Annotated in this window: 14 protein-coding genes; 6 read left to right on the top strand and 8 right to left on the bottom strand. The window is 72.3% G+C overall.

Features of this window, described 5'->3' with window-relative positions; all coding sequences use genetic code 11:
* The first annotated feature begins 26 nt into the window (after positions 1-26).
* Together MTQ01_RS08660 and MTQ01_RS08655 are read left to right on the top strand one after the other, a co-directional pair.
* On the top strand, positions 27-2,990 hold the full coding sequence (locus MTQ01_RS08660) for a flippase-like domain-containing protein (RefSeq protein WP_247488281.1): 2,964 nt from the start codon (positions 27-29) through the stop codon (positions 2,988-2,990).
* A gap of 160 nt (positions 2,991-3,150) precedes the next feature.
* Positions 3,151-4,794: an alpha/beta hydrolase gene (locus tag MTQ01_RS08655; protein ID WP_247488279.1), complete on the top strand. Its 1,644-nt coding sequence runs from the start codon at positions 3,151-3,153 to the stop codon at positions 4,792-4,794.
* Positions 4,795-4,951: 157 nt separating this feature from the next.
* On the opposite strand, the gene moeZ is transcribed toward MTQ01_RS08655, so the two are convergent.
* The 7 genes from moeZ to MTQ01_RS08620 form a co-directional block, all read right to left on the bottom strand.
* Positions 4,952-6,130 carry an adenylyltransferase/sulfurtransferase MoeZ gene (gene moeZ / locus MTQ01_RS08650; protein ID WP_247488278.1) on the bottom strand — a complete coding sequence of 393 codons (1,179 nt, stop codon included), beginning with the start codon at positions 6,128-6,130 and terminating at the stop codon, positions 4,952-4,954.
* Between the two features lie 68 nt (positions 6,131-6,198).
* Positions 6,199-7,041: a spherulation-specific family 4 protein gene (locus MTQ01_RS08645; RefSeq protein WP_247488275.1), complete on the bottom strand. Its 843-nt coding sequence runs from the start codon at positions 7,039-7,041 to the stop codon at positions 6,199-6,201.
* Complete coding sequence (locus MTQ01_RS08640) at positions 7,029-7,943, bottom strand: NAD(P)-dependent oxidoreductase (RefSeq protein ID WP_211039460.1); 915 nt, start codon at positions 7,941-7,943, stop codon at positions 7,029-7,031. The genes MTQ01_RS08645 and MTQ01_RS08640 overlap by 13 nt, the downstream gene beginning before the upstream one ends.
* A 328-nt stretch (positions 7,944-8,271) precedes the next feature.
* On the bottom strand, positions 8,272-9,456 hold the full coding sequence (locus MTQ01_RS08635) for a hypothetical protein (RefSeq protein WP_247488274.1): 1,185 nt from the start codon (positions 9,454-9,456) through the stop codon (positions 8,272-8,274).
* Positions 9,453-11,429 (bottom strand): DUF3492 domain-containing protein, encoded by a 1,977-nt coding sequence (locus MTQ01_RS08630; protein WP_247488272.1) that lies wholly within the window; start codon positions 11,427-11,429, stop codon positions 9,453-9,455. The genes MTQ01_RS08635 and MTQ01_RS08630 overlap by 4 nt, the downstream gene beginning before the upstream one ends.
* A 232-nt stretch (positions 11,430-11,661) precedes the next feature.
* The gene (locus MTQ01_RS08625; RefSeq protein ID WP_247488270.1) at positions 11,662-13,050 is read right to left on the bottom strand and encodes a DUF3152 domain-containing protein; all 1,389 of its coding nucleotides are present in this window, start codon (positions 13,048-13,050) and stop codon (positions 11,662-11,664) included.
* A 43-nt stretch (positions 13,051-13,093) separates the two neighbouring features.
* A complete protein-coding gene (locus MTQ01_RS08620; protein ID WP_247488268.1) occupies positions 13,094-14,086 on the bottom strand; it encodes an alpha/beta fold hydrolase in 993 nt (330 codons plus the stop codon).
* Between the two features lie 203 nt (positions 14,087-14,289).
* Between MTQ01_RS08620 and MTQ01_RS08615 the strand changes: the two genes are divergently transcribed.
* The 4 genes from MTQ01_RS08615 (at position 14,290) to MTQ01_RS08600 (ending at position 16,309) form a co-directional block, all read left to right on the top strand.
* On the top strand, positions 14,290-14,535 hold the full coding sequence (locus MTQ01_RS08615) for a hypothetical protein (protein WP_247488266.1): 246 nt from the start codon (positions 14,290-14,292) through the stop codon (positions 14,533-14,535).
* A gap of 181 nt (positions 14,536-14,716) precedes the next feature.
* The gene (locus tag MTQ01_RS08610) at positions 14,717-15,382 is read left to right on the top strand and encodes a TetR/AcrR family transcriptional regulator (RefSeq protein ID WP_247488263.1); all 666 of its coding nucleotides are present in this window, start codon (positions 14,717-14,719) and stop codon (positions 15,380-15,382) included.
* Between the two features lie 136 nt (positions 15,383-15,518).
* Positions 15,519-15,746, top strand: coding sequence for a DUF3107 domain-containing protein (locus MTQ01_RS08605; protein ID WP_247488261.1), 228 nt, complete (start codon positions 15,519-15,521; stop codon positions 15,744-15,746).
* 266 nt (positions 15,747-16,012) lie between these two features.
* Positions 16,013-16,309 carry a hypothetical protein gene (locus MTQ01_RS08600; RefSeq protein WP_247488260.1) on the top strand — a complete coding sequence of 99 codons (297 nt, stop codon included), beginning with the start codon at positions 16,013-16,015 and terminating at the stop codon, positions 16,307-16,309.
* 161 nt (positions 16,310-16,470) lie between these two features.
* On the opposite strand, the gene MTQ01_RS08595 is transcribed toward MTQ01_RS08600, so the two are convergent.
* Positions 16,471-17,199: a ferritin-like fold-containing protein gene (locus MTQ01_RS08595; protein ID WP_247488258.1), complete on the bottom strand. Its 729-nt coding sequence runs from the start codon at positions 17,197-17,199 to the stop codon at positions 16,471-16,473.
* Between the last annotated feature and the right edge of the window lie 34 nt (positions 17,200-17,233).

The raw sequence follows: 17,233 nt of genomic DNA, 5'->3' as shown, positions 1-17,233 counted from the left end.
TGCCACCATCGTGCGGGCGGTGACGCGTGATACGGGACCACAGAGACCAGTCGGAGCAGCAGGGCGGAGAGTTCTCCCGGGGGGAGAGCGGCTCCGGCGATCCGCGGGGTCCGCAGCCGGACGGGGCCGCTCCGCTCACGCCCGACCGAGCCGCCACCGAGACGGAGCCGCGCACCGCGGCGCCGGGCACTGACGGACCCGCGGAGCCCGACGACACCCCCGTCCCCACCGAGCCCGGGCCCGACGGGGCCACGGAGCCCGGAGCCACCTCCGGTGCCGCCGCAGAACCTGCCGAGGATGCGGCGGCCGACGGTCCGGCCGACGCCGAGAAGGCCCCGGCGCCCCCCGCCCGCCAGGAGAGCCCCTCCTTCCGGAAGCCGTCGGCGACGCCCCGAAGCAGCGGGTCGGGCTCCGACGCGTCGACCTCCGAGCGGTTGGAGAAGGACGAGCCGCTCCTCGCCGCGCGCGCCCACCGGCCCCCCGACCTGCTCCGCTTCCTGCTCGGCATCCTCGGGATGGCCGTGGTGCTGGGCATCGCCTACTTCGCCCACGCCACCACCGCGGGGCTGGAGGAGGACATCGACAAGGGCGCCGGCCAGGCCCCGCCGCTGGTGATCAGCTTCACCGCGGTGATCTCCAGCGTCGCCGTGCTCCTGGTCCCGGTGGCGTTCGCCATCGAGCGGCTGATCAAACGCGACGGACTGCGGATCGCCGACGGTGTGCTCGCCGCGGTGCTGGCGCACGGCGTCTCCCTCGCCGTGGCGCTGTGGGTGGCCAAGGTGGCGCCGGTGCCGATCCAGGACGCGCTGACCAAGAACGCGCCCTCGGGCGGGCTCACCGACCCCGTGCACAACTACCTCGGCCCGGTCATCGCCTATATGACGGCGGTCGGCATGGCCCGGCGCCCGCGCTGGCGGGTGCTGCTGTGGGTGGTGCTGCTCACCGACGCGCTGTCCATCCTGGCCAGTGGCTACATGACGACGCTGGCGATCGTCCTCACCCTGCTCATCGGCTGGACCGTCGCCTACGGAACGCTCTACGCGGTCGGTTCGCCCAATGTGCGCCCCACCGGCCAGGGCCTGCTCGCCGGCCTGCGCCGGGTCGGCTTCCGGCCGGTCAGCGCACTGCACACCGAGGAGCCGGGCGTCGGTTCGGGCGAGAGCGAGCGCGGACGCCAGTACCTCGTCACGCTGGAGGACGGCGCCCCGCTGGACGTCACCATCGTCGACCGGGAGCAGCAGGCGCACGGCTTCTTCTACCGCGCCTGGCGCCGCCTCGCGCTGCGCGGCATCACCCAGCGCCGCAGCACACAGTCGTTGCGGCAGGCGCTGGAGCAGGAAGCGCTGCTGGCGTACGCGGCGATAGCTGCGGGCGCCAACGCCCCCAAGCTGATCGCCACTTCCGAGCTCGGCCCGGACGCCGTGATGCTCGTCTACGAGCACACCGGCGGGCGTCCCCTGGAGGCGCTGCCCGACTCGAGGATCACCGACGAGCTGATGTGTGCGGCCTGGCAGCAGGTGCGTGCGCTCCAGTCGCGTCGGATCGCCCACCGCCGGCTCACCGGCGAGGCGCTGCTGGTCGATCCCGAGGGGACGGTCTACCTCACCGACCTCCGGGGCGGTGAGATCGCGGCGGGCGATCTGGTGCTGCTGATGGACGTCGCCCAGCTGCTGACGACGTTCGGCCTGCGGGTGGGCGCCGACCGCGCGGTGTCCGCCGCGGTGGAGACCCTCGGGCCGGACGCGGTCGCCGACAGCCTCCCGCTGCTCCAGCCCATCGCGCTCAACCGCAGCACCCGCACTACGCTGCGACGGCTCTCCAAGGAACGGGCGGACCGGGAGCGGGAGGCGGTGCTGGCGGCCGCGCAGGCGCGCAAGGAGGCCAAGACGCACCCCGCCGAGAGCGACCCCGAGGGGCGCAAGGCGGCAAAGGCCGAACGCAACCTCCAGAAACGCCAGTTGGAGCAGGCGCTGGAGGACGCACGGGAAGAGGACCTGCTGACCCAGATCCGCGAGGAAGTGCTGCGGATCCGGCCGGAGGCGACGATAGTCCCGGCCCGGCTGGAGCGGATCAAACCGCGCACGCTGGTCACCTCCATCGCCGGCGTCTTCGCGGCGTACTTCCTCCTCACCTCCTTCGCCCACGTCAACCTGCCCGATCTGGTGGGCGACGCGCACTGGGGATGGGTGGCGGCCGCAGCCGTCTTCTCCGCGTCCAGCTATCTCGCGGCGGCGCTGAGCCTGCTCGGTTTCGTACCCGAGAAGGTGCCGTTCTGGCGGACGGTGTCGGCGCAGGTGGCGGGGTCCTTCGTCAAGCTCGTGGCACCCGCCGCCATCGGCGGTGTGGCGCTCAACACCCGCTTCCTGCAACGGGCCGGACTGCGGCCGGGGCACGCGGTGGCGAGTGTGGGGGTCTCCCAGATCTTCGTGCTGACCTGCCACATCACGCTGCTGCTGTGCTTCGGCTATCTGACCGGCAAGGAGCAGGCGGCGTCCATCCCGCCCTCTCGCACGGTGATCGCCGGGCTGTTGACGGTCGCGGTGCTGGTGCTGATCGTGACGGCGGTGCCGGCGCTGCGGAAGTTCGTGACGACACGGGTGCGTTCGCTGTTCGCGGGTGTGGTGCCGCGGATGCTCGACGTGGTCCAGCGGCCGAAGAAGCTCGCCAGCGGCATCGGCGGCATGCTGATGCTGACAGTGGTCTTCGTCGCCTGTCTCTACTCCTCGATCCAGGCGTTCGGCGGCGAGGTCAGCTTCGTCGTGGTGGCGACGGTCTTCCTCGCGGGCAACGCCCTCGGCTCGGCAGCACCCACCCCCGGCGGTCTGGGCGCGGTGGAGGGTGCGCTGTTCGCCGGTCTCACCACGATCGGCAAGCTGGACTCGGCGACCGCGCTGTCGGCCGTACTCCTCTACCGGGCCCTGACCTTCTGGCTGCCGGTGCTGCCCGGCTGGATCGCCTTCTCCCGGCTCACCACGCGCAAGGCCCTGTAACCCCGCGCCGGGCGCCGCAGAGGTACGGCGCAGGCGCGGCGAAGTCGAGCGCTCCCGCGCGTGCACCGGGGCGCGCGACACTCACCCGTACGCCCCGCGCAACGGGCGTGGGTCCCCGGCGCGTACGGAGGATGGCACTCCGCGACATTGGGGAGCTGCGATGCCATCAGCTGTCAGCAGAGGTCTGTCCGTGGCGGTCGCCACCGTGCTCGCCGCAGGGGGCGCAGCCGCCTGCAGCGGCGCCGAGAGCAGTCCGATGACCGGTACGGCCGCACAGCGGGACGCGTCCCCCGCGGCCACCGGCGCCAAGGACCTCCCCTCGAAGTTCACCGACCAGAAGCTGGACTGGAAGAAGTGTCCGGAGACCGGCGGCGACGGACTGGTCGGCGGCGAGCTGGAGCCGATGCCGAACGGCGCGCAGTGGCAGTGCGCCACCCTGAAGGCGCCGCTGGACTACGCGGACCCGGACGGCGAGACGATGGACCTGGCCCTGGTCAGGGCCCGCACCAAGGCCTCCGGCGAAGAGCGCCTGGGCTCCCTGCTGTTCAACTTCGGCGGGCCCGGCGGTTCCGGTGTCAGCACACTGCCGCCCTCCGGACCGGAGTTCGCCGAGCTGCACAAGCGGTACGACCTGGTCAGCTTCGACCCCCGCGGCGTGGGGGCCAGTTCGGGCGTGAAGTGCCTGGACGACGAGGAGCTGGACGAGTACTACCAGGAGGCCAAGACCCCCACCAACGAGAAGGAGGGCAGACAGGCCTTCCGCGACCAGGAGCGGTACGCCCGGGCGTGCGCCGAGAACAGCGGCAAGGTCCTGCCCTACGTGGGCACCGAGTACGCGGCCCGCGACATGGATCTGATGCGGCAGGTGCTCGGCGACGAGAAGCTGAACTACTTCGGCATCTCCTACGGCACCGAGCTCGGCGGCGTGTACGCGACGCTCTTCCCCGACCGCGTGGGGCGTGCGGTCTTCGACGCGGTGGTGGACCCCTCGCAGACCCCGGAGCAGAGCAACCTCGGGCAGGCGAAGGGCTTCCAGCTCGCGCTGACGAACTATCTCAAGGCCTGCGAGGAGGACGGCGAGGACGGCTGTCCCATCGCCGACAGCCCCGAGGACGGCGAACGGCGGATCAGCGAACTGCTCGAGCAGTTGGAGAAGAAGCCGCTGGAGACCGCCGACCCGGCCGGGCGGAAGCTCAACGGATCACTGGCGTCCAGCGGCATCGCGCTCGCCCTGTACTCCGACGACTTCTGGGAGGTCCTGACCGAGGGCCTGCAGACGGCCATGGACGACGGTGACGGCACCATGCTGCTTCGGCTGAGCGACCTGCTCAACGGCCGCAGCGACGACGGCAGTTACGACAACAGCCAGGCCTCGCTCACCGCGATCGCCTGCGCCGACACCAAGCCGCGGTACTCGCTGGAGGACGTGCAGGACAAGCTGCCGGAGTTCGAGAAGGCCTCACCGGTCTTCGGGACCATGACGGCGTGGAGCATGAGCGCCTGCCACGGCTGGCCGGTCAGGGGCGACAAGGACCACCCCGAGATCGACGCCGAGGGCTCGGAGAAGATCCTGCTGATCGGCGCGACCGGCGACCCGGCGACCCCGTACGAGGGCACCAGGAAGATGGCCGAGGCACTCGGTGAGGACGTCGCGGTGGAGCTGACCTTCGAGGGCGAGGGGCACGGGGCGTACAACAGCGGCGACCGCTGCGTCCAGAAGCGGGTGAACACCTATCTGCTGGAGGGCAAGCTGCCCGAGAACGGCACCACCTGCAAGGCGAGCGGGTCCGGCGGCCGGCCGTAACGACCCGAAGGGCCCGAGGAGTTGTTCACGCGCCTGATCGTCGGCAGGTCGCGGAAGAGCCGGTTCAGGCGGTTCAGGCGGTTCGGCCGCCTTCGGCGAAAGAGCGCGGGGGCGGGACACGGCAGACGCACCGTGCCCCGCCCCCGCGGCGCTCGTCTCAGTAGATCGGCTTCTCCGGCTCGATCTGGTTCACCCAGCCGATGACGCCGCCGCCGACGTGGACGGCGTCGGAGAACCCGGCGTTCTTCAGCACCGCGAGGACTTCCGCGGATCGGACACCCGTCTTGCAGTTCAAGACGATCTTCCGGTCCTGCGGCAGATCCTGGAGCGCGGTGCCCATCAGGAACTCGTTCTTCGGGATCAGCCGGGCGCCCGGGATCGAGACGATCTCGAACTCGTTCGGCTCGCGGACGTCGATCAGATCGATCTTCTCGTCGCCGTCGATCCACTCCTTGAGCTGCGCCGGAGTAATGGTGGACCCGGCCGCCGCCTCCTGCGCCTCCTCGGAGACGACACCGCAGAACGCGTCGTAGTCGATCAGCTCGGTGACGGTCGGGTTCTCGCCGCAGATCGCGCAGTCGGGGTCCTTGCGCACCTTGACCTGGCGGTAGCTCATCTCGAGGGCGTCGTAGATCATCAGACGGCCGAGCAGCGGCTCGCCGAAGCCCGCGAGCAGCTTGATCGCCTCGTTGACCTGGATCGATCCGATCGAGGCGCAGAGCACGCCGAGCACACCGCCCTCGGCGCAGGACGGCACCATGCCGGGCGGCGGGGGCTCGGGGTAGAGGCAGCGGTAGCAGGGGCCGTGCTCGCTCCAGAAGACCGACGCCTGGCCGTCGAAGCGGTAGATGGAGCCCCAGACGTACGGCTTGCCGAGCAGCACGCACGCGTCGTTCACCAGGTAGCGGGTGGCGAAGTTGTCCGTGCCGTCGACGATCAGGTCGTACTGGCTGAAGATGTCCATCACATTGGACGACTCCAGCCGCTCCTTGTGCAGATTGACCTGCACGAGCGGGTTGATGCCGAGCACCGTGTCCTTGGCCGAGTCGGCCTTGGACCGCCCGATGTCGCTCTGGCTGTGGATGATCTGGCGCTGCAGGTTCGACTCGTCGACCTCGTCGAACTCGATGATGCCCAGGGTCCCGACCCCCGCCGCGGCCAGGTACATCAGCGCGGGAGAGCCGAGACCGCCGGCGCCGACACAGAGCACCCGGGCGTTCTTCAGGCGCTTCTGACCGTCCATCCCGACATCCGGGATGATCAGGTGGCGCGAGTACCTGCGGACCTCGTCGACGGTGAGCTCGGCGGCTGGCTCGACCAGCGGTGGCAGCGACACGGAGACCTCAGCAAAGGTTGAGAGGGGACAAACGCTTGTTCTCACCGGCAACACTGCCACGCGCCGTCTCATTCCCCGGCATCAGGTCCGAGCTTCGAGACGATTTCGTCCCAGTAGCCGGGCAGCGACTCCCAGGGGTCGAGCCCCTGGTGTCGGGTGCGGTCGGTGAGGTAGACGGTGCCGGCGCCCTGCCAGCGCGCGATCCGCACCGCCTCGTCCAGATGTGTCGCCGGCACCCCGTGGACCAGGTGGCAGAAGCGGTGCGGCGGGTGGTCCGCCGTCCACTGGGCCGCCTGGGACCAGCGGTAGTCGTGCCAGGGCCCGCTGAACGTGACGAGCTGGTCCGCCAGTTCGACGTAGTCGCGGTGCGGGTGGCACTCCGGATCGAGCACCATCCGGTGCCGCACGCCGTCGCCTCCGCCCCTTCCGTCCCCTCCGTCGCCCGCCAGAGCCCGCAGCGTGGTGGTCACCCGCTCCACTCCGGCGAACCCCTCCGGATCCGCCGGGGCGCGAGCGAGATAGAAACCGTCCACGCCGTACCACTCCAGGAAGTGGTGGGCCTCGCGCAGCACTTCGCCGAAGTCCCGGGCTCCCCGGCGCAGGTCCAGCCGGCCGAGCACCTCGACGCCCGCCCTGCGCAGCGCGGCGATGGCGGAGGCGCAGTACGGGTCGGCCCGGGCCCCGGCACCGCCGGCCGCGACATGGACCGCGACCCAGTCCAACGGCACACCGGGGCGGGCCAGTTCGGCCCACTCCACCGGCGCCACCAGCGGATGCGCGTACCCCGGCACCCCCAGCCCCGGCCGGTCGGCGACGGCGCCACCGCCGCCGACCGGGGCGCTGCCGGCGGACGCACGGGCGGCGAGGAAGGCGCGCGCGGCGCTGCGGGAGGGCGGCCTCAGATACGACATGCGGCCTCCATCCAGATGTCGGCGAGCGACTCCTCCAGGCCGATCCTCGGCCGCCAGCCGAGCCGGTCGCGGGCGGTGCGGATGTCGGCCTGCTGCCAGACCCCGCAGCCGTCCGGGTACGGGGGCGCGTGGACCAGGCCGAGCTGCGGCTCGTCCAGCTCGTTGATGGCTCCGGCGAAGCCCGCCACGCGGGAGAGCAGCGACGTCGCGTCGCGCAGCCGAACGGCGCGACCGGTGCCGATGTTCACCACACCCTGGGCGGCCGAGAGCGCGGCGGCGTGCACCGCGCGGGCGACGTCGCGCACGTCCACGAAGTCACGCTGGACGGCGAGCCCGCTGAGCTTCAGCTCGAACTCGCCCTGCTGCATGGCCCGCCGCATCGACTCCGCCAGCCGACCCAGCGGAGAACCCGCAGGGGTGCCGGGGCCCGCGGGTGAGAAGACCCGCAGTACCAGCGCGTCCAGCCCGGAGCCCAGGACCAGCTCGGTGGCGGCCAGCTTGCTCACCCCGTAGGGCCCGCCGGGTCTGGGCAGGGCGTCCTCGCTGGTGGAGGAGCCCGGCTGGGACGGCCCGTACTCCGAGGCGCAGCCCACGTGCACCAGGCGCGCGGTGCAGCTGCTGCGCCGCATCGACTCGCAGACGGTCGCTGTGGCAACGGTGTTGTGCCGGGTCAGCTCCCGTGCACCGCCGCGGATCGCGCCCGCGCAGTTGATGACGACTCCGGGGTGCACCGCGTCCAGGAAGCGGGCGAGCGCACCCGGACTGCCGGTGGAGAGGTCGAACCGCACGTCGGCGTCGTCCCTCCGGCCCAGCGCCGTGAGCTGCACCGCCGGGTCGGCCAGCAGCCGGTCGGCGACGAAACGTCCGAGGAAGCCGTTGGCTCCCAGCAACAGCACCCTCATCGCACCCTCACATCCCACCGCACGGCGCCGCTCGGGCTCTGCTGACTGGTCATTTCTCGTCTCTCCTTCGTCAGGGGTCCATCAGTCGTGGGCGGGTCGGACCGTCTCGGTCGTCCGACCGCGCCGAGGTCGGTACGGGGCGCGGCGCCGGAGCCACATGCGTCCGGCTGGGCGGCGGTACGGGTACGGGCGGGCCGGTGCCGGCCGGACCTGTCCGGACCGCCGGGCACGGATCGCTCCGGGGCGCGGCGCCGGCGGGCGGCAGCGAGCCGGCCGGGTGAGGCAAGCGGGCCCGGTGACCGCCGTCCTGCGGGCGAGCTTTGCGCGGCTACCCCGGCCAGGCCCGTCGGTGCGCGCACGCACCGGTGAGCAGCCGGCCCGCGCGGATCAGCGCTCCCGTGGCCACCACCAGGCAGATCAGCGCGGGGACCGCCGCCTCGCCGTACGCGGTCGCCGGCAACTCCACCGGCGTGCCGAGCGGTTCGAGGCCGGGCAGCCGCGCGGCGAACACCAGCGTCAGCGCCAGGAGTTCCAGGGCCGCGGCGGTCGCGAGCACACGGCCCGCGACCCGGCCGAAACCGTGGGCGCAGAGCAGCAGCGCCACGAAGAGCAGCAGCCCGAGCGCGGTCACCGCACTCCACTCGGCTCCGGCGGGCCGGTGGCCGAGGAGGCCGTGCGTCAGCTGCCACAGCAGACCGACGGCCGCGGCGAACCCCAGCACCGCCAGCGCCAGCAGCGGTCGCACCGAGGCGGCGAACGCCGAGAGGCTCTCGCTCTCGGCCAGTCGCCACCGGGCTCGCAGGGCGAACCACCGGGCGAAGCCGAGGGCGGCCGCCACGGACCAGGCCAGCGTCAGCGGCACGCACCGGGAGGCGATCTCGGGGAACGCGTCCGGGCCGCCCGCCAGTGCCGCACGCAGCAGCGCGTCGCCGTAGAGCGCGTAGCACAGCAGCACTGTCGCGGCGCTCACGGCGAGCACAGAGAGCGCGGCACCGCGCAGCACGTACACCAGCGAGAGGAGTACCGCCGTGACCCCCAGCGCGGCGACGACGCCGGGTGCCGAGGAACCGGGCTGCGGGAGGGAGAGCGCCAGCACCGTGGCGGTGCACAGGGCTCCCGGCAGCAGCAGACCGGCCGCCCGCCACCGGCCGCGTGTACGGCGCCCGGCTCCCGGCGCCGTCCGCGTACGGTCCGGCGGGTGCTCGTGCCGGCTCTCGGGCCCGCGCTCGCTCTCCGGCGCGGGGCTGCGTGCGTACAACTCCTCGGCGAGGGAGAAGACGTCCCGGTGACGGAAGCGCGCGGCGCTGCGGTCGGTGAGTCCGTCGGCCTCCAGACCGACCGCGATCTCGAGCGGATCGACGGCCCGTTCGCACAGTCCTCGGTGTCTCTCCATCAGGCCGCGCACCGGGTCGACGGACCCCGCTCCCGCCCCCGCGCCGGGGCGCTCGGGCGCGGCCAACGCGCCGGTCGCCGCGGCCGGTTCGGGTGCCTGCGGTTTCTGCTGTCCGTTCATCCGGCTTCACCCCGCAGCGTGGAGCCGGCGCCCACTGCGCGCGCGAGATCGACGCCGGCCGGCGCCTGCGCCGCCCAGCTCGGGCCCTCCGCTCCGGCCGCCACCGGTGCGACCGCCCGCTGCTCGCCGTCGACCAGCCGTACGGCGAGCTGCCCGTCCGCGGTTCTGGCGAACGGTTTCACCTCACCGCCCAGCGGCTCCCTCGACCCGGCGTCCGGCTGCCGGTAGGAACGACGGGAGATGAGTTCCAGGTAGATGCCGTGGAAGGCCGCCACGTTCTGTTCCACGGTGAAGAGCTCCATCGCCCGGGCCCGCGCCGCGGCGCCCAGCCTGGCCCGGCGCTCCGGATCGGCCAGCAGCGCCAGGCACGCGTCGGCGAACGGCTCGGGGCGGCCGGGCGGCACCAGCAGACCGGTGCCGCCGATCACCTCGGCCGCCGCACCCACATCCGTGCAGACGATGGCGCGCCCGCTGAACATCGCCTCCACCAGCGCCGGGGGAAACCCCTCCACTGCACTGGATCTCACCACCACGGTGGCCCGCGCGTACGCCTCCGCCGCGGTCGGCACTCTCTCGTCTCCCAACTTCGCGAACTCCACTGCCGCTTGACCGTCCGCGGCCGGGGGAAAGAGCCGATCGGCCAGCTCCCGGCACTCGCGCGCACAACTCGGGTCCACTCCGGTACGCGTCTCCACCAGCAGCAGTCGCACCCCCGGCCGGTCCGCGCGCACCCGGGCGAAGGCGTGCAGCAGTCCGCGCACGTCCCTGGCCGGATCGCACTGTCCGACCCACACCAGTGTGGGTGCGGCCTCCTGGGCCCCGGAATCGTCGGGGACGGTCACGAAGGGGGCAGCGTCCATTCCGGAGTAGACGGTGCGCAGTCTGCCCCGCTCGGCGCCGCACCGCTCCTGCCAACCTCTCGCATGCGCGTTGCCCGGCGTGATCACCTCGGCCCGCCGGTACGCCTCGACGGCGAGCCTGCGCTGGAAGGAGCCGAGCAGCGCGCGCACTCCGGCCGCGGCACCGACACTGCCACCGGCTGCGCTGCCGACGCCGCTGATACCGCCGACCCCGCTGATACGGCTCCCGGCGACCGGGCGGCCGGCGGCACCGTCGGCAGCGACGCCCTTGCGCGTCCCGCCCCGGACACCGACCGGTCGAGCCGCGCCCGCGAACCCGGCGAGGCTCTCCAGATGGTGTTCGCGCAGCCGGACCCCGTACTCGGTGATGAGCAGCGGGGTGCCGAAGGACCGTCGGGCCAGCAGCCCGGGCAGGGCCGCGAGGCCGCCGCCCACCGCGTGGCAGAGGTCCACCCCGGCCAGTCCCGCCTCCTCCTCGGTGCGGACGTGCGCCGGCCGGTCGGCGCGCGGGCCGTACCAGTCGAGGGAGAGGGGACGCAGCGCACGTTCCAGCCGTTCCAGTACGGCGAGCAGATCGCTCACGCCGGTGGCGCGCACCACCCGCGAGGCGCTGGGGGCGTGCGCTGCCGCTTCCAGAAGCCGTACCGCCTGTTCGGAGCGGAGGGCGGCACCGAGGCCGCGGTGTTCGGCGGCGAGATCGGCGAGCCCGTAGAGCGCATCGGCGAAACGGTCCTCCTCGGACGAGGCCTCGGACGACGCCTCGTCGGCGGCTCGCCCCTCGGCGGTGCCCGGGGAGGGGGCGCAGAGCGCGTGGGCGAGCCGGGAGAAGTGTTCGGCGAACCGCTCGGCCGACTCACCGTGGTAGGCCCTGCCCCTCGACCGGTTCGCGGCCGGGGCCGGTTCGCCCCAGAGGGGGGCGGTGCGCACCCGGCGCACATGTGCGGGCAGTCCGTGGCTGCCGTACCAGCCCGCTTCCTCCTGCCGCCGCCCGCGACTGAGCGCGTACACCTCGAACTCGTGGCTGCCCAGTCCACGCACCAGCCGGTCGCACCAGAGCACCGACTCACCGCGTGCGTACGGGTAGCCACCCTCCGTCAGCAGTGCGATGCGCATGGACGTACCCCCGAATCTTTCTTCGAGACCGGCCGCGTCCGGACGAGTCGCCCGGGTGGCGTTGCGGGACGACGCTATGCGCGCTGTGCGGGGCGATGCTGGACGGTTGTCCGCCGCACCACTGGAAGGGGTGAACAAGCGTGACTATTCACCGGCGCGGACGTTCGGCGGAACCGCCCGCCGGTGTACGGCGGCACTCCCCGCCGCGCACCGTCCGCGGCCCGACTCCCGGTTACGCGTCCGGGTGCGGCCAGGCGTTGGGCCGGCACGTGCGCCCGTCGGTCGACAGGTACTTGGTCTGCTGCATCATCACGGGCGCCAGCGCGCCCTCCTTGGAGCAGCCGACGTGGTTGAAGCCGAGCCGGTGGCCGACCTCGTGGTTGATCAGCATCTGCCGGTACGCGAACATCCGGCTGTCGCCGAAGGTCTTGGCCCCGCGAGCCCAGCGGTAGGCGTTGATCATGATCCGGTCGGTCGCCGCGGAGTCGCAGGAGACGTTGTCCTCGGTGGTGTCCAGACCGGACTTCGCACACCACACCGCGGTGGTGCCGGGGCTCGCCAGCGTCACCACGAAGTCCGCCTTCCCGGAGGAGACGCGCTCGAAATCCCGCTCGCCCCCGTTGGCCCAACTCCGGTCGTCGTTGAGGGTGGTGTGCACGGCGCGGGCGAGCAGCTTCCCGTCCAGCCCGAGCCCCTTCTCCACATCGACCCGGTACCTGAACTTGGTGCCGACGCCCGGGCCCTTGTTGCCGCCCGCGATCGCGGTGAACTCGCCGCTGCCCTCGTGGTCGGGCTTCATCGGCAGCAGTGCGGCCATCTGCTGCTCGTAGCCGACCGGGCTCGGAGTGGCGCTCGGCGCCGGCTCGGAGGGGGTGGGCCGACCCTCGGAGCGCGAGGCCGAGTCCTCCGCGGGACGGTCCGAACCGTCACCGGCCGCCTGGCCCCGGGAGTCGTCGTCGCCCGAGGCCACCTGGCCGGCCACTATCACCGTGAGCACAGTCGTGATCGCCGCGGCGGCGATTCCGGTCACCGTGCGGCCGCGGCGGCCCTTGGCGAAGTCGTTCCTGGAAACCTCTGGTTCCTCTGGTTCCTCGGTGTGGCTCTGACGGGGAGGTCGGTGCGGGCCGTGCGGGCCCTCGGACTGCGCGGGTATGCCCGGGAATTCGGGCGCGTCCCCGGCGCCCCGGGACGTGGCGCCGCTCGGCGGCACCGCGGTCGGACCCGTCCCTGCGGACGCAGGACCGGAGCCGTGCGGATTCCTCCGCCGTACGGGCGCGCCGGCTGCGAAGACGTCGTCGAGAGCGCTCGTGCCACCGGCAGGGGTGTCCCCGAAGGGCCGGCGGTCGAACGCGTCCAGGTAGTCCTGACGGGGCCCGGCGGAACGCTGCGAGGGCACCGCGGGCCCAGCCGCACGAGGCGCGTCCTCCCGGTGCTGGGGATGGCCCGCGCGCGCCGGACGGCTGCGGGGATCGAAGCCGTCGAAGGAGTCGGACGCGGACCTGGAACGCTCGGGGGCTCCCGTCGCGAACGAGCGCTCCCCGGCCTGCCCCTGCGGTGCGCTGCGCGGCCTGCCCTCCGCGGCCTGCTGCGGCGCGGGTACCTGATCGGGGCCCTCGCTCACCAGGGGTATCTCCTGGGTGCGACCGAAACCTCGACGCGGGCGGCTATGGCGTCCCACGCGTCGCCTCAACTCCTGCCCGTTCCGAATCGGCCATCAACTGGCGGAAAGCTCCCGCCACCAGCTCCGGGTACTCCATCATCGCGACATGACCCGCGTCCGGCAGTGCCAGCAGACGCGAGTCACGGAACACCCTGCACGCTTTGCGCGCCATACGGAAGCCGACCAGCTTGTCGCGGCCCCCGTACACCAGGAGAGTAGGCGCCAGAACCCGTCCGGCCTGCCTCCACAGGGCGTGTTGCCCACCCAGGGTGTACGAGTCGACGACTCCACGGGCGGACGCCGCAAGGGAATCCCAGAAGTACGGGAGAAGCAACCTGCGTTGGTACTCCTCCACCGCCGCCTCGAAGTCCTCGGACGCGACCCGGCTCGGATCTCCGTAGCAGAGGCCGAGCACCGCCCTGGTGCGGTCCGCCGGTGACCAGTGGCCGGTCAGCCTGCGGAAGAGCCGCACCGTACCGGGTACGGCGAGCAGCGCGGTGGGCAGTGCGCTGCGCTGCGGTCGCAGCTCCGGAAGCGCGGGCGAAACCAGCGTCAGAGTGCGGACTAGATCGGGGCGCAGGGCTGCGACCCTGGTGGCCGCGGCGCCCCCCATCGAATTGCCGAAGAGGTGGACCGGACCTCGCCCGGCGGCGTCGAGATGTCGGATGACGGCTCTGGCATGCGCGCTGAGCCCGTAGTTGCCGTCCTGGGGCGGCGGGGAGTCGCCGAAGCCGGGCAGGTCCACCGCCTCGCCGTCGACCGTGCCGGCCAACTCGGCCATCAGCGCCGACCAGTTCTGCGACGAGCCGCCCAGGCCGTGCACGTACAGCGCCGGGGGAAGTGTGCGGTCGGCGTTCTCGCGACTGCGAACGGCCATGGTGCAGCCGGGCAGTTGGACGGTGCGCCGGGTCTCCCCGGCACGCAGTCTCGACTCGCCGCGCGACGGCAGCCCGGCGGCCGTCTCGACAGTCGGGACGGGTAGACCGGTGGAATCCATGGATCAATGTTACGGCTCGATCACTTTGGCTCGGGGGTGTCGGCGGTCACATCCCGCCCCGGCGCCCAACAAGCGGCCGAGCGCCGCCCGTTTGCCCGGAGCCCGGAAGCTGTGATCCGGACGCAGGGGCCGCCCGCGCCGACAGGTCATACGCTCGAGGGGAGACCTCGCACTCGACGAGGGTTCCGAGGAGAGGAGTCGTCATGCCGGTGGACCCAGGCAACCCCGACACCTTCGAGGATGCGGAGGGCGGTTTCGACCGCGGCGGCGGACAGGCGGGCAGCAGCACCGGCCCGGAGGTCCCGGAGGCGGACGCGGCGGAGCTCCGGGCGCAGATGCTGGAGGAGAGCGAGGCCCCGCCCTCTGGCCCGGCCCTCGGGGAGGCCGACCCCGCGGACGCCGCCGAACAGGCGCGCACGGTCGCCGACGAGGACGACGAATACCGCTGAGCCGAAACGGAATCTCACGCTCAGTGAGCGACGAGTTAACGGACAAATCCGTGCGTTTACCACAGTTCGTCAAGGTCAGCGGGAAAATTCCCTCCTCCACGCCGCGCACAGTCCGGTTACCGAAACGTACGATGGCCGACGCGGCGCGAACCAGCGCGCGGTCAGAACCAGGGAGGCAGGCGTGAGCGCCATCGAGCAAGCGGAGGCACGTCCACGAGGTACGCGCCTGCCGCGCCGGGCCCGACGCAACCAGCTGCTGGGAGCGGCCCAGGAAGTGTTCGTCGCGCACGGCTACCACGCGGCGGCCATGGACGACATCGCCGACCGGGCAGGCGTCAGCAAGCCCGTGCTCTACCAGCACTTCCCGGGCAAGCTCGACCTCTACATGGCGCTGCTCGACCAGCACTGCGAAGCGCTGATCCAGTCCGTGCGGACCGCGCTGAGCTCCACTTCGGACAACAAGCTGCGCGTGGCGGCGACGATGGAGGCCTACTTCTCCTACGTCGAGCACGAGGGCGGCGCGTTCCGGCTCGTCTTCGAGTCCGACCTGACCAACGAGCCCGCGGTGCGGGACCGGGTGGACAAGGTCAGCCTCGAGTGCGCCGAAGCCGTGTGCGAGGTCATCGCCGAGGACACCAACCGCCCCTACGACCAGTCGATGCTGCTGGCCATGGGGCTGACGGGCATGGCCCAGATCACCGCCCGCTACTGGCTGGGCTCGGGCCAGTCCATCCCCAGGAACGCCGCAGCGGAGCTCATCTCCTCGCTGGCCTGGCGCGGCATCGCGGGATTCCCGCTCCAGGACACCGAGGAGAGCGACGGCGCGCAGACCCCGCCCGAGGCGTAGCCCGACACCGGCCGGCAGCGGTCCGTGTTCGCTGCCGGCGTGGCGGCCGGGCGCTTCACGCTGTCGGAGCCGGGCTAATCTGGCCAGGTACGGCGCGGTCAACCGCGCATCCACTGACGGTCGGAGGGACTTAGCCGTGGAGGTCAAGATCGGCGTGCAGCACGCACCCCGAGAGCTCAACCTGGAGAGCAAGCAGACCGCCGAGGAGATCGAGAGCGCGGTCGCCGACGCGCTCACCGGCAAGAGCGGTCTGCTCGCCCTGGAGGACGAGAACGGCCGCAAGGTACTCGTCCCGGCGGACCGCCTGGCCTACGTCGACATCGGCGAGACCAAGGCGCGCAAGGTCGGTTTCGGCGCGGTCTGAGGCGCGGGGTGCGCCCGCCGCGGTGTGTGGAGCAGCAGGCCACACACACCGCGCAGCGCCTCTGACCGACCCGCGGGCGAAGGCGCGCGACCGACCCACCACGGCGCTCGACACGCAAGTGCGGGACGCCATGCGGCCGGTGTGAACGGCGGCCGGGAGTTGAAGCTCCCGGCCGCCGTTTCGCGTATGGGTCGGACGGGGTAGTACCGAGTCGTCCGGATTCGCGCCGCGGCCACCGGAGGTGCCGCGCGACCAGGGAGGTTCACATGCTCGGAGAGCTGTTCGGCTCCGCGCTCCTCGGACTTGTCCTCGCTCTGGCCGCACTGCACTGGCTGCCCCTGCGCTTCCCCGACCACCGGCTCGTACTGGCCACCGGCCCGGCGTCCGCCGCCGGTGGCGGGCTGATCGCGTGGGCCGTGCTCGGTTCGGGGCATCTGCTGCTGGCGCTGCTGATCGCGACGTCCGTCGCGGCCGTACTCGTCTCGCTGCTCATGGACAACGGACGGGCGCCGCGGCCCGGTCCTGCCGACCCGCGGCTCGCGACCGCCGGCAGACCCCGCTGACCCACGGGCCCGCACCCGCGGCGGGCCTCACGGGGTGGCGTCACGACCGCCGCTCCGAACTCTCCGTCACCGCTGTCCGGTTGGCGCACGGCCCTGTCGCCTCCTCGACTGGCAGCGACCCGAGCGGTCCTGCGAGGAGAGCGACGGGCCGTCCGGATCGTTCAGGCGGCCAGCCCGAGCGCGGCCATTCGCTTGGTGTGCGCCTCGGTGATCCGGGAGAACATCCGACCGACCTCGGCCAGATCGAAGCCGTCCGCGACCCCGCCGACGAGCATCGTCGACAGCGCGTCCCGGTCGGCCACCACCCGCTGGGCCTGGGAGAGAGCCTCGCCCATCAACCGTCGCGCCCACAGCGCGAGTCGGCCGCCCACCCGCGGGTCCGCCTCGATGGCGGCGCGCACCTTCTCCACCACGAAGTTCGAGTGCCCGGTGTCGTCGAGCACGTCCAGGACGAGCCGGCTGGTGTCGGCGTCCAGGCGCACGGCCACCTCGCGGTAGAAGTCCGAGGCGATGGAGTCGCCCACGTACGCCTTGATCAGGCCCTCCAGCCAGTCGGAGGGTGCGGTCTGGCGGTGGAACTCGTCGAGCGAGGCGACGAACGGCTCCATGGCGTGCGTCGGGTCCTCCTCGATGTGGGTCAGTCGCCGGCTCAGCGCGTCGAAGTGCTGGAACTCCGCCGAGGCCATGGCGACGAGCTCGGCCTTGTCGGCGAGGTTCGGCGCCAGCTTCGCGTCCTCGGCGAGCCGCTCGAAGGCGGCGAGTTCGCCGTAGGCGAGCACGCCGAGGAGGTCCACCACCGCGGCCCGGTACTGCGGGTCGGCCGCGGCCTCCTCCCAGCTCTTCGAGGCGATGGCCGTCGGGGCCTTCTCGGGGGTCTCAGACGTCTCCATGCCCGGCACAATAGCCCGCTCGGCCGGGGGTGCA

The sequence above is a fragment of the Streptomyces sp. XM4193 genome, from assembly GCF_023072595.1.
Taxonomy (GTDB): Bacteria; Actinomycetota; Actinomycetes; order Streptomycetales; family Streptomycetaceae; genus Streptomyces.
This window is presented reverse-complemented; position numbering and strand designations above follow the sequence as displayed.